Origin of the sequence: Streptomyces sp. MMCC 100 (genome assembly GCF_041538145.2) — a bacterium.
GTDB lineage: Bacteria > Actinomycetota > Actinomycetes > Streptomycetales > Streptomycetaceae > Streptomyces.
Genome location: NZ_JBGORK020000001.1, coordinates 2,386,331 through 2,398,639, shown reverse-complemented (window position 1 = coordinate 2,398,639; position 12,309 = coordinate 2,386,331). Strand labels below are relative to the sequence as shown.

Annotated in this window: 11 protein-coding genes; 4 read left to right on the top strand and 7 right to left on the bottom strand. The window is 72.3% G+C overall.

Annotated features, from left to right (window positions below; all coding sequences use genetic code 11):
* Positions 1 to 54 precede the first annotated feature (54 nt).
* The gene (locus ABS735_RS11070; RefSeq protein ID WP_373906267.1) at positions 55 to 372 is read left to right on the top strand and encodes a hypothetical protein; all 318 of its coding nucleotides are present in this window, start codon (positions 55 to 57) and stop codon (positions 370 to 372) included.
* On the opposite strand, the gene ABS735_RS11065 is transcribed toward ABS735_RS11070, so the two are convergent.
* Complete coding sequence (locus ABS735_RS11065) at positions 335 to 1,507, bottom strand: acyl-CoA dehydrogenase (RefSeq protein ID WP_373906268.1); 1,173 nt, start codon at positions 1,505 to 1,507, stop codon at positions 335 to 337. The genes ABS735_RS11070 and ABS735_RS11065 overlap by 38 nt on opposite strands.
* A gap of 367 nt (positions 1,508 to 1,874) precedes the next feature.
* Between ABS735_RS11065 and ABS735_RS11060 the strand changes: the two genes are divergently transcribed.
* Entirely contained in the window at positions 1,875 to 3,140 is a 1,266-nt protein-coding gene (locus ABS735_RS11060; protein WP_373906269.1) for a glycoside hydrolase family 18 protein, read from the top strand.
* 61 nt (positions 3,141 to 3,201) lie between these two features.
* Here ABS735_RS11060 and ABS735_RS11055 read toward each other — a convergent pair whose 3' ends face one another.
* The 3 genes from ABS735_RS11055 to ABS735_RS11045 all read right to left on the bottom strand — a co-directional run bounded on the left by ABS735_RS11055 (position 3,202) and on the right by ABS735_RS11045 (position 5,588).
* Positions 3,202 to 3,864, bottom strand: a complete 663-nt coding sequence (locus tag ABS735_RS11055; protein WP_373906270.1) for a TetR/AcrR family transcriptional regulator — start codon at positions 3,862 to 3,864, stop codon at positions 3,202 to 3,204.
* 82 nt (positions 3,865 to 3,946) lie between these two features.
* Positions 3,947 to 4,087, bottom strand: coding sequence for an SCO1431 family membrane protein (locus ABS735_RS11050; protein ID WP_373906271.1), 141 nt, complete (start codon positions 4,085 to 4,087; stop codon positions 3,947 to 3,949).
* Between the two features lie 112 nt (positions 4,088 to 4,199).
* Positions 4,200 to 5,588 carry a peptidase C39 family protein gene (locus tag ABS735_RS11045; RefSeq protein WP_373906272.1) on the bottom strand — a complete coding sequence of 463 codons (1,389 nt, stop codon included), beginning with the start codon at positions 5,586 to 5,588 and terminating at the stop codon, positions 4,200 to 4,202.
* A gap of 690 nt (positions 5,589 to 6,278) precedes the next feature.
* On the opposite strand from ABS735_RS11045, the gene ABS735_RS11040 reads away from it, so the two are divergent.
* The gene (locus ABS735_RS11040) at positions 6,279 to 6,848 is read left to right on the top strand and encodes a uridine kinase family protein (RefSeq protein ID WP_373906273.1); all 570 of its coding nucleotides are present in this window, start codon (positions 6,279 to 6,281) and stop codon (positions 6,846 to 6,848) included.
* A 429-nt stretch (positions 6,849 to 7,277) separates the two neighbouring features.
* Positions 7,278 to 9,134 (top strand): AAA family ATPase, encoded by a 1,857-nt coding sequence (locus ABS735_RS11035; protein WP_373906274.1) that lies wholly within the window; start codon positions 7,278 to 7,280, stop codon positions 9,132 to 9,134.
* 112 nt (positions 9,135 to 9,246) lie between these two features.
* Here the strand turns inward: ABS735_RS11035 and ABS735_RS11030 are convergent, their stop codons facing one another.
* The 3 genes from ABS735_RS11030 to ABS735_RS11020 form a co-directional block, all read right to left on the bottom strand.
* Positions 9,247 to 10,284, bottom strand: a complete 1,038-nt coding sequence (locus tag ABS735_RS11030) for a hemolysin family protein (RefSeq protein WP_373906275.1) — start codon at positions 10,282 to 10,284, stop codon at positions 9,247 to 9,249.
* Positions 10,281 to 11,612, bottom strand: a complete 1,332-nt coding sequence (locus ABS735_RS11025; protein ID WP_373906276.1) for a hemolysin family protein — start codon at positions 11,610 to 11,612, stop codon at positions 10,281 to 10,283. Before ABS735_RS11025 ends, ABS735_RS11030 begins: the two co-directional genes overlap by 4 nt.
* Positions 11,613 to 11,816: 204 nt before the next feature.
* On the bottom strand, positions 11,817 to 12,287 hold the full coding sequence (locus ABS735_RS11020; protein WP_373906277.1) for a PH domain-containing protein: 471 nt from the start codon (positions 12,285 to 12,287) through the stop codon (positions 11,817 to 11,819).
* Between the last annotated feature and the right edge of the window lie 22 nt (positions 12,288 to 12,309).

Here is a 12,309-nt window from a genome sequence, read left to right as displayed (position 1 = left end):
ACGCTCGAATACGCCCGCCGGTGACCTGTTCGCACTTCGCCGCGTTGCCCGGGTATGACCCCCACGTACTCGTCGACCGGGAGCCGGCGCCGCGTGTTCGTACCGGTGCCCGCGGGACCGGTCCCCCCGGCCCCGCAGATCCCGGACCCGCCGATCTACCGTGAACTGATGCGGACCTGGGCCGACGGCGGCCGCACCCTGCCGGGGCGCCACGACCCGGAGTGGGTCAGGCTCGCGGAACCCCCGCGCGGGCTCGGCGACTTCTTCGCCACGGGTGACTTCTTCACCACCGGCGACTTCCGGGTCGGCGGCGACTTCGCCGTCGCCGCCGACCTCACCGCTCCTCGGGACCCGCGAGGTGACGGGCGATGACCATCCGCTGGATCTGGTTGGTGCCCTCGACGATCTGCAGCACCTTGGCCTCGCGCATGTACCGCTCGGCCGGGAAGTCGGCGGTGTAGCCGTACCCGCCGAGGATCTGCACGGCGTCGGTGGTGACCCGCATCGCCGTGTCGGTGCAGTGCAGCTTGGCCATGGCGGCCTGCTTGGCGAACGGCAGTCCGGCGTCGCGCAGCCGGGCCGCCGTCAGGTACAGCGCACGGCCGGCCTCGATCTGCGTCGCCATGTCGGCGAGCATGAAGCGCAGCCCCTGGAAGTCGGCGATCGGCTTGCCGAACTGCCGCCGCTCGGCCGCGTAGGACACCGCCTCGTCCAGCGCCGCCTGGGCCACGCCGATCGCGCAGGCGGCGATGCCGAGCCGGCCGGAGTCGAGCGCGGACAGCGCGATCGCGAAGCCCTGCCCCTCGTCGCCGATGCGCCGGGCGTCGGGCACCCGCACCCCGTCGAGGTGGACCTGCGCGGTGGGCGAGCCCTTGAGCCCCATCTTCTTCTCCGGCACCGCGGCGCTCAGCCCCTCGGCGTCGCCGGGCACCAGGAAGGCGGTGATGCCGCGCGGGCCGTCCTCCCCCGTGCGCGCCATGACGGTGCAGAAGTCGGCGATGCCGCCGTGTGTGATCCACGCCTTGGTGCCGGTGATCACCCAGTCGTCGCCGTCGCGCACGGCCTTGGTGCGCAGCGAAGCGGCGTCGGAGCCGGAGGCGGGTTCGGAGAGGCAGTAGGCGCCGAGCAGACCGCCGCCGAGCATCGCGGGCAGGTGCTCGGTCTGCTGCTCCTTGGTGCCGTAGGTGGCGAGCGCGTAGGAGGCGAGCGTGTGCACGCTGACGCCGAGGCCGACGGTGAGCCGGGCCGCGGCCAGTTCCTCGAGGACCTGGAGGTAGACCTCGTACGGCTGCTCACCGCCGCCGAACTCGGCGTCGTAGGGCAGTCCGAGCAGTCCGGAGTCGGACAGGAGGGTGAAGACCTCGCGCGGGAAGCGTCCGGTGTCCTCCTCCTCGGCCGCGCTCGGGGCGATCTCACGCTGCGCGATGTCGCGGACGAGCGAGATCAGGTCCCGTGCCTCGTCCGTGGGCAGTTGCCGGTCCACCGGCTGCGGGGCGCGGTCGGGCATGGCGACGCTCTCCTCCCTGTCGGGCACATCGGCGGACGTGCGCCTTGGGTGGAGGCGGCTCCGCCGGGTCGTTCGGGCCTGGCCGATGCTCGCACTCCCGGGTCGCGGAAGCGGCTGACCAGCGGCTGTGCGCTGTGAGTATGCCCGATCGGAGGCATGGAGTCACCAGTTAACGACCGCTTACTCAAAGAATTCGGAGAATAACCCGGGCCGGGCCCGAAGGGCCGGGATTCCGGCCCCGGGAATCAAGAATGGTCCGAACCATTGACCGCACTGGTCTAGTCCTCCTACGGTGATCGACCGAACGCCTTACCGCGTTCATGCCAATCGGCGCGCGTTCCCTCTTCCCCCCACGAGGAGACACCCGATGCACCTCCCGCACCTCCCCCGCGTCCGCCCCGTCCGGACGCTCTTCTCCGCCCTGTGCACCGTCGCCCTCGGCGCCGGTCTGCTGGCCGGCGCCGGTCCGGCCACGGCCACCGCAGCGGCACCCGCCGGGCAGGCCGAGGCACCCGCCGCGCAGGCCGCGGCCGGATCCAAGGTCGTCGGCTACTTCACCGAATGGGGCGTCTACGACCGCAACTACCACGTCAAGAACATCGAGTCGTCGGGCTCCGCCGACAAACTCACCCACATCAACTACTCGTTCGGCAACGTCACCGGCGGCAAGTGCGCCATGGGCGACGCCTACGCGGCGACCGACCGGGCCTACACCGCGGCCGACTCCGTCGACGGCGTCGCCGACACCTGGGACCAGCCGCTGCGCGGCAACTTCAACCAGCTGCTCAAGCTGAAGAAGAAGCACCCCGATCTGAAGATCCTCTGGTCCTTCGGCGGCTGGACCTGGTCCGGCGGCTTCGCGCAGGCCGCGCAGAACCCGGAGGCGTTCGCGCAGTCCTGCTACGACCTGGTCGAGAACTCCAAGTGGGCCGACGTCTTCGACGGCATCGACATCGACTGGGAGTACCCGAACGCCTGCGGCCTGAGCTGCGACACCAGCGGCCGCGACGCCTTCCCGAAGCTGATGAGCGCCCTGCGCGCCAAGTTCGGCCAGGACTACCTGGTCACCGCGGCGATCACGGCCGACGCCACAGCCGGCGGCAAGATCGACGCGGCGGACTACGCGGGCGCCGCCCAGTACGTCGACTGGTACAACCCGATGACGTACGACTTCTTCGGCGCGTGGGACGCCACCGGCCCGACCGCCCCGCACTCGCCGCTGACCTCGTACTCCGGCATCCCGAAGGAGGACTTCCACACCTCGGCGACGATCGCGAAGCTCAAGGGGCTCGGCGTCCCGTCCTCGAAGCTCCTGCTCGGACTCGGCTTCTACGGCCGCGGCTGGACGGGCGTCACCCAGTCGGAACCGGGCGGCACCGCGACCGGCCCGGCGAAGGGCACGTACGAGGACGGCATCGAGGACTACAAGGTGCTGAAGACCAGTTGCCCGGCGACCGGCACGGTGGGCGGCACCGCGTACGCCAAGTGCGGCAGCGACTGGTGGAGTTACGACACCCCGGAGACCATCGCCACCAAGATGTCCTACAAGAACGAGCAGGGTCTGGGCGGCACTTTCTTCTGGGAGCTGAGCGGCGACACCGCGAACGGTGAGCTGATCAAGGCGATCGACTGAACCACCCGGCGCACACGGGGGGGCGGAGGGGCGGGGACCGGCTCGGGTCTCCGCCCCTCCGTCACGCGTCGTCGCGGCGGGCCGGGGCCGGGGCCGGACAGGCGGGGTCCAGTTCCTCGATGGCGCGCAGCGTGCCGCCGAGCGACCTCACGAGCAGCTCGCGCATGGTCTCGCGGGGCAGTCCGGGCCGGCCGATCCAGTCCAGGGTGGCGCCCTCGACGCTGCACACCCAGGCGAGCAGTCCCATGCGGGCCAGCGGCCCGATGTCGGAGCGGCCGTACGCCCCTTCGGCGATGGTGACGACGATCGTCTCGCGCACCCCGTCCCGGATGGCGTGCACCTCGGCGTCGAATCCGACGCCGCCGCTGACGATGGTGCGGTACGCGGCCTGGTTGTGCTCGGCGTAGCGCAGATAGCCGTCGATGGTGCGGTGGACGCGGTCCACCTGCGGCAGTTCGGTGCCGCGCGCCGCGGTGGTGACGAGGTCGGCGACGGAGTCCTGGACGATCGCCAGGTAGTAGCCCCGCTTCGACCGGAAGTAGTAGTAGATCAGCCCCTTGGCGACATGCGCCTGGCGGGCGATGTCGTCCATCGAGAGCGCGTCGTACGACGTGTCGGCGAACAACCTCCGCCCGATGGCGATGAGTTCGGCGCGGCGTGCCGCCGAGCGCTCGGTGCCGCGCGCCCGGGGACGGGCGTCGGCACGTTGTTGACTGATATTCAATTTCGACCCTGGTCTCCTACGGGCGGCGGGACATCCGCAGTATGGCAGGTCGGGTCGTGGGGCAGGTCACACGCGGGTCACGTCACAGGAGACCCAGCTGAACCACGAGCATCGCGATCACGACGACGAGGGTCCAGCCCATGACGTGTTCGAGGATCTTCGGGCCGTCGTCCTTGGGGCCGCCGGTACGGACACGGGCGGCGGCTGCGGTGTGTGCGGTCATGGCTTCTCGCTGATCTCGGGCTTCGGCTTTGGCGGAGTCCCCCCGCTCACGGTGTCCACCTTGCCACCGTGAGCGGCTTTTGCGGCCGAGAGCTTGGTCACAGCGGGGCCGGTCAGCGCACGCCCACCGCCGCGAGGGCCTTGCGCTGACGCGGGCTGGGGTGGGCCGGGAAGTACAGGTAGCAGACGCCGCCGGTGCCGGAGACCACCTTGCCACTGGCGTTGTACCGCTTCGTCCTGAGCCAGATGTTCTCCCACTCGCGCCGCTTGTAGACGCGGCGCACGGCGTCGTTGTCGTCCGAGGCCGGATCGTTGGCGATCACGTCACCGTCGGCGGTGAAACCGATCACGGTCATCAGGTGGCCCGAGGTTCCGTAGCCCGACCCGGTCAGTTCCTCTTCCAGGAACGACTGGGACGTGATGGCCGGGATGCCGGCCGCGATCAGCGTCTCCAGGTCGGTGAGGGAACCGAGGCGTGTCACTACTCCCTGGAGGCCCTTGAACGTGGCGGCGTAGGCGGCGTTGAAGGGCCAGTTGCCGCAGCCGGCGTACTGGTAGTCGTACGTGTACCGGGCGGCGTGGCAGACCTGCGGGTCGGTGTAGGAGGGGTCGACCCAGGCGAGCTGCTCCTCGGTGAGGCGGCCGCCCCAGTACTCGATGATCATCTGCGAGGAGGTGGGGCTGCACCAGGCCTCGCCGCCGTTGTCGTACTCGGGGTACTGGCCCTTGTGGATCTCCTGCGAGTGGCGCGGGACGCGCAGTTCCCCGGCGTGGCCCGGGGTGGAGGCCGGGACGGTGAAGCGGTCGGGGATGTCCGAGCCCATCGCGCCGAGCCGCCAGACGGTGGGCGTGGTGCGCGTGCCGGGGCGGCGGTGGAGGGTGAGCCGGAGCCGGTAGGCGGTCAGGCGCAGGCCGGTGGAGGCGTCGTCGATCGAGAAGGTGTCGGTCCAGATGCTGCTCTTGCCGTCGCTCTGGTCGTCGACCGAGGTCCGCCTGATGTCCTGCTCGCCGTCGCCGGCCGTCCAGCGGCCCATCACGTACCAGGGTGTGTCCGTGCCGTCGGAGTAGGTGCCCTTCAGTTCGACCTGGATCCAGGTGCCGCCCGGCGTGTGCGCGTTCCAGGAGGCGATGACCTCCGTCGACGGCACCGCGAGCCGGTGGACGGGCGAAGTCCAGGTCGCGTACTCCCAGGCGGCGGTGGTGCCGGTGTGGGGGTCGGTGTAGTCGGTGGTGCCGGCCGGGGCGCCGATCACGACGCCGGGGCGGGCGCCCGCGACGGGGCGGACCCCCCGCACGGTCCCGCGCCGCCAGTCGCTGAACGTGGTCCAGGCCTGGTAGTCGACCGGTCGCCGGAAGCCGGCACGGTCGGGGCCCTTGGTACCGCCGGTGCCCGCGGTGGACACGGCATGGGCGGTGGCCGGGATCGCGCCGCCCGCCACGGCGGCTGCGGCGACGGCCGCGGCCAGGAGGGCTCTGCGGGACGGCTGTTCGACTCTGCTCATGAGCGGGAGACCCCCAGGTGTCCGGGTCGGGCGGGTCCGTCGTTGCACGGTCGTGCGCCAACTATGGCCGCAGGCGCCCGCTCCTGCCAGCACTTCCACGCACGCCACGCCACCAATATTGGTGTCGACCAGTGGCGGGTCGGCGAGGGGTCGGGCGGGGGATCCGGGAAGGCGGAGGCACGGGAGCGGGGACCGGGAAGACCGAGGCACGGGAGCGGGGGCCGAGAAGACCGAGGCACGGGAGCGGGAACCGGGAAGACCGAGGCGCGGGAGCGGGGGCCGGGAAGGGGGAGGCACGGGAGCGGGGACCGGGAAGGCGGAGGCACCTGAGCGGGGGCCGAGAAGGCCGAGGCACGGGAGCGGGGGCCGGGAAGGGCGGAGACACGGGAGCGGCGGTCCCGGCGCCATGGCGCGGGGACGCCGCGCCGGGCCACGCGGGCGTCGCGGCAGGGGGACGGCGACGTGGGGCCACGCGGGCGTCGCGGCACGGCACACCGGGCACGCGGCTGAGGCTTGGCCGCGGGGGACGGCGGGGTGGGGCGTCGCGCCGGGGAGGTCGGCGTGCGGGGCCGTGGCGCGGGAGTGGCGGGCGGTTAGAGTGCGAGCGAACCTGTCCGCCCCTCCCCCTCAGGATCCGCCATCCTCGACCTCGCAGCCCGGCTCCGCCGGCTTCCCCCCTCCTGCGGGCCCGTGCGCCTGATCGGCGTCGACGGACATGCCGGGTCCGGGAAGTCCACGTTCGCCGGGCGGCTGGCGGCCGGGCTCGACGATGCGCCGGTGCTGCACCTCGACGACATCGCCAGTCACGACGAGCTGTTCGACTGGACCGCGCGACTGCTCGGCCAGGTGATCGAGCCCCTGCGGCGCGGTGAGACCGCGCACTACGCGCCCTACGACTGGCGGACCCGGCGTTTCGGAGCGCCGCGCCCGCTGCCGCCCGCTCCGGTGATCATCGTCGAGGGTGTCGGCGCGGGCCGCGCGGCGCTGCGGCCGCACCTGGCCGGGCTGCTCTGGATGGACCTGCCCCGGGAGCAGGCGTGGGCGCGCGGACGGGCGCGCGACGGAGCGGAACAGCGGACGTTCTGGGACGGGTGGATCCCGGCCGAGCGCCGGCACTTCGCCGAGGACCCCTCGCGCCCCTTCGCGCACCTTCTGGTGCGAGAGCGCCAACAGGGGTACGAGGTACTGCCGGGGCCCGCGGGAACCACCACCGGAGCCCACTTCCTCACGCAGAGTGACGGACCTTCCGCAATGTGCTGAACTCGTGAAGATCGCGCCCCGGCAACCCGCCGACGTGCCCCAACTTCGCTTGACCCAGGGGCCGTACAGGTCTTACGTTCTGAATGTGCGGCAGTTCGAAGCCGCCGACAGACGCGAAGCCCCCGGTTGTTCCCCCGTGATCGGGGGCTTCGTTCTGCCCTGACCGCCTTTTCCGGCTGCTCCGCGACGCCGCACGCTCACCCTCGGTCACCGCCCGGTCGTGCGCCCCACCCGCTCCCACCTCGCGGAACGACCCCTCCCGCACCCTTCGGAGGAAAGACCGCCGCGGGTACGATGCCCTCGGTGCGAGCTACGGGAGATTGCCGCACGCACCTGCAACTCCGGTCCGCGGTACAGCCGTTGACCGAGGCGGCCGACGGGCGACGGCTCGGCGGCTTACCGACGGGGGCACGGTAGGTGGGGGACGTGATGGACTTCGGCACGCAGGGCCCACAGGCCCCGGCCGAACTCGCCTGGCTGCGCGGCGTGGACGCCTACACCATGGGGGCCTACCCGCAGGCCGAGGAGGAGTTCCGGGCGGCGGTGCGGATCGATCCCGCGATGGCCGACGGCTGGCTGGGACTGCACGCGTTGCGCGTCGACACCACGAACGCGCTCCTGCGAATGTTCCGCAACCGCGACCGCTTCGGCGAGCAGCGGGCCCGCCACCGCCGCACCCTCAACTCCTGGTACTGGCTGGGCTGGTGGGTGCAGCCGGTGCTGGAGAACCCGCGCGACCTGCTGCTGGCGCACGCCTCGCACTGGCTGGACGGCCGGCACGTCCCGGAGCTGGACCGGGCCCTGGCCGGGCTGCCTCCGGTGGACTCCGACCCCCAGGTCCGCTTCCTGCACGCCTGCCGCGCCTACCTCGTCAAGGACTGGGACCAGCTGGTCCGGCACACCGATCCGCTGCTCGGAGATCCCTTACTGGGCATCGAGGCCGGCCTGTTCAGCGGCATGGCCCGAGTCCGCCTGGAGATGTTCGGGCAGGCCGAGCCGCTGCTGTCGGCGGCCCTGATGCGGTGTCGCAGCGAGCAGCCGCAGCGCAAGGAGCTGCGGTACTGGCTGGCGCGGGCCCGCGAGGGCACCGGGCGCAGCGCCGCCGCGCTCCCGCTGTACCGGGCGGTGCACCGCGTCGACCCCGCCTTCATGGACACCTCGGCCCGGCTGGCCGCGATCGCCGAGGGCGACGGCTACGACGACCCGACCGACCTCGCGGGGCTCGCGCAGGCCGGTGCGGGGACGGACGGCCTGGACGGACTCGACCCCCTCTTCGGCACCGAGGAGCGCGGCGTCAAGCTCTCCGCGCCCGAGCCCCCGCTGTCCGCCCCGCTGCCCCCGCTCGGCGGAGCGTCGGTGCGCGAGAAGGCGGGCGGGCCCGACCCGTCCCTGCCCACCGGGCCCACCGATCCGGCGCTGTTGGAGGAGGCGCTCTCCGAGCTGGAGCGGATGGTGGGGCTCGAACCGGTGAAGCGGCAGGTCAAGGCGCTGTCCGCACAGTTGAACATGGCACGGCTGCGGGCCGGACAGGGCCTGCCCGTGCAGCCGCCCAAACGTCACTTCGTCTTTTCGGGCCCCTCCGGCACCGGCAAGACCACCGTGGCCCGCATCCTGGGCCGCGTCTTCTACGCCCTCGGGCTGCTCGGCGGCGACCACCTGGTGGAGGCGCAGCGGGCCGATCTGGTCGGCGAGTACCTGGGCCAGACCGCCGTGAAGGCGAACGAGCTGATCGACTCCGCGCTCGGCGGTGTCCTCTTCGTCGACGAGGCGTACTCCCTGTCCAACTCCGGGTACGGCAAGGGCGACGCGTACGGCGACGAGGCGCTGCAGGTGCTGTTGAAGCGGGCCGAGGACAACCGGGACCACCTGGTGGTGATCCTGGCCGGCTATCCGGAGGGCATGGACCGGCTGCTGGGCGCCAATCCCGGATTGTCGTCGCGCTTCACGACGCGGGTGGACTTTCCGTCGTACCGGCCCCTGGAGCTGACCTCGATCGGGGAGGTGCTCGCGGCGGAGAACGGGGACGTGTGGGACGAGGAGGCGCTGGACGAGCTGCGGTCGATCGCCGGGCACGTGGTGGATCAGGGATGGATCGACGAGTTGGGGAACGGGCGGTTTCTGCGGACGCTGTACGAGAAGAGCTGCGCGTATCGCGATCTACGGCTGTCCGTGTATCCCGGGGAGTTGACCCGGGACGATCTGGCGACGTTGCGGCTGCCGGATCTGATGCAGGCGTACGGGGAAGTGCTGTCGGGGCGGGGGCCGGGGGATCCCTCGGCCACGTAGCTGCCGAGCCTCGGTGCGGGCCGGGGGGGGAAGCGCAGCCCGGCGTGGCGGGGGTGCCGCTGCGCCCACCCGTGCCGCCCCCAGCGGCACGACTGCCCGCAGCGGGGGGCGGCTAAGTCGCCAGGGTCACCTCCCGGTGGGCCGGGTCCCTCACCTCGCCGACCAGGAGTTCGAGTACGTCCTCCAGCGCGACCAGGCCGAGCACCCGCCCCGACGCGTCCGTGACCTGGGCCAGGTGGGTCGCCGCGCGGCGCATCACCGTGAGGGCGTCGTCCAGAGGGAGTTCGGGGCGCAGGGTGGGCATCGGGCGCCACAGGTGCTGGGGGACGGCGCGGTCGGACTCCTCCAGGTCGAGGACGTCCTTGACGTGCAGGTAGCCCATGAAGGCGCCCTGTTCCGCCGCGACCGGGAAGCGCGAGTACCCGGTGCGGGCGGTGAGCGCGACGATCTCCCCGGGCGTGACCGAGGGGCTGACCGTCACCAGGCACTCGCGTGGGAGGAGTACGTCCGTCACCGGGCGGGAGCCCAGTTCCAGGGCGTCCTCCAGGCGTTCCTGTTCCTCCGGGTCGAGCAGGCCGGCCTGGCCGGCGTCCTCCACCAGGCGGTTGAGCTGCTCGCTGGTGAAGACGGCCTCGACCTCGTCCTTGGGCTCGACGCGGAAGAGCCGCAGGATGCCCTGCGCGCAGGCGCCGAGCGCGACGGTGATCGGCCGGCACAGGCGGGCGAAGGCGACCAGGCCGGGGCTGAGCCACAGCGCGGCCTTCTCGGGGGCGGCCATCGCGAGGTTCTTCGGGACCATCTCGCCGATGACGAGGTGGCAGAAGACCACGGCGGCCAGCGCGACGACGTAGCCGAGCGGATGGATCATGCCGTGCGGCAGGTGGATCCACTCGAAGACCGGCTCCAGCAGGTGGGCGACGGTCGGCTCGGCGACCGCGCCGAGGGTCAGCGAGCAGACGGTGATGCCGAACTGGGCGGCGGCCATCATCTGCGGCAGCCGTTCCAGCCCGTACAGCACCTGTCGGGCGCGGGCGGTGCCGAGCGGTTCGATCTGGCTGCGGCGCACGGAGACGAGGGCGAACTCGGCGCCGACGAAGAAGCCGTTGGCGAGCACGAGCAGTGCGGCGAAGAGGAGTTGCAGGACGCTCATCGGGCGGCCTCCAGTACGGAGACCGGCGCGGTGCGCACCAGTCGTATCCGCTCGGCGCGGTAGTGGCCGACCTGGCGGACCGAGAGCCGCCAGCCGGGCAGTTCGGCCCGGTCGCCGACGGCGGGGATGCGGCCGAGCAGGTCGGCGACCAGTCCGGCCACGGTCTCGTACGGCCCCTCGGGCGCCTGAAGGCCGACGCGGCGCAGGGCGTCCACGCGGCAGCTGCCGTCGACGTCCCAGGCGGGGCGGCCCTCCTCGGGCGGGGCGGGGGCGAGTTCGGGCACGTCGAGGCCGTCGTGCTCGTCGCGGACCTCGCCCACGAGCTCCTCGACGATGTCCTCCAGGGTGACGACGCCGGCCGTGCCGCCGTACTCGTCGACGACGACCGCGATGGGCTGCTCGCTGCGCAGGCGGGTGAGCAGCGGCCGTACGGGCAGGGTCTCGGGGACCAGCAGCGCCGGGCGGGCGATCCGGCCGGCCGGGGTGCGCAGCCGGTCGTGCACGGGGACCGCGAGGGCGTCCTTGAGGTGGACCATGCCGACGATCTCGTCGATCTTCTCCCGGTAGACGGGGAAGCGGGACAGGCCGGTGGCGCGGGTCAGGTTGACGACGTCCTCGGCGGTGGCCGAGGAGTGCAGGGCGCTGACCTTCACGCGGGGCGTCATGACGTGCTGGGCGGTCAGTTCGCCGAGCGAGAGGGTCCGTACGAAGAGGTCGGCGGTGTCCTGTTCCAGGGCGCCGGCCCGGGCCGAGTGCCGGGCCAGGGAGACCAGTTCGCCGGGGGTGCGGGCGGAGGCCAGTTCCTCGGCGGGTTCGATGCCCAGCGTGCGGACCAGGCGGTTGGCCACGGCGTTGAGCGCGGCGATCACCGGGTGGAAGAGCCGGGCGAACGCGTGCTGGGGCCCGGCGACGAAGCGCGCGACCTGGAGCGGCTTGGAGACCGCCCAGTTCTTGGGCACCAGCTCGCCGATCACCATCTGGACCGCCGAGGCCAGCAGCATGCCGACGACGACCGACACACCGGACACGGCGCCGTCGGGGACGCCGACGGCTGTGAACGGGCCGTCGAGCAGCTGCGCGAGCGCCGGTTCGGCGAGCATGCCGACGACGAGGGAGGTGATGGTGATCCCGAGCTGGGTGCCGGAGAGCTGGAAGGACAGCTCCTTCAGGGACTCGACGACCCGGTGGGCGCGCCGGTCGCCGGCCGCGGCGGCCTGCTCGGCGTCGGGCCGTTCGACGGTCACCAGGCCGAACTCGGCCGCCACGAAGAAGCCGTTGGCGAGGATCAGCAGGAACGCGGCTGCCAGGAGCAGCAGGGGGGTGGTCATGATGCCGCCGCCTGTGGGGTGTCACAGCAGGGGGCGGCGCAGATACTGCAGGACGGTCCGTCCATCGCCGGAGGGAGTCACTCCTCGGGTAGCAGGAACCCCCGCGCACCGGGCGGAGCGACAGGGGTGAGGACGCGACGGCCGCGTCCGCGTTCCCAGATTAATCACGAAAAGGGTGCCCGCGGCAGGGTCGGCGGCGCCGCGTCAGTCACGCGGAGCCTCGGGGAGGGCACCGGAACGGGCCTCCACGAGGTCGCGCAGGGCTCGTGCGTCGGCGAGGGCGCGCTGCTTGGCGATGCCCGGCTGGATGCCGAGCGCGGGCAGGCTGGTGCCGTCGCTGAGGTCGAGGAAGACCCAGGGGTCGCCCTGGCGGAGGTTGACCCGGAGGATCTCGGGCCAGGCGAGGCGCCGCCTGGCGGTCAGGTTGACGACGGTGACGCCCGTCTCGTCGGCGACGACCCGGGGCCGGGACAGCAGGAGCAGCACGCCGGCCAGGACGAGGGCCGTGAACACGAAGCTCAGGCGCTCGCCGGGGCCGAGGCCGCCCAGCAGCATCCCGACCGCCGTGATGGTCGCGAAGGCGACGACCGCGAGGACGATCAGGACGGCACGGGTGCGCCCCGGACGGAAGGTGACGGGCAGGGCCGGCAGGTCGTCCGGCGTGGTGTCGGGCATGGCGTGGCTCCGGGTCGTGCTC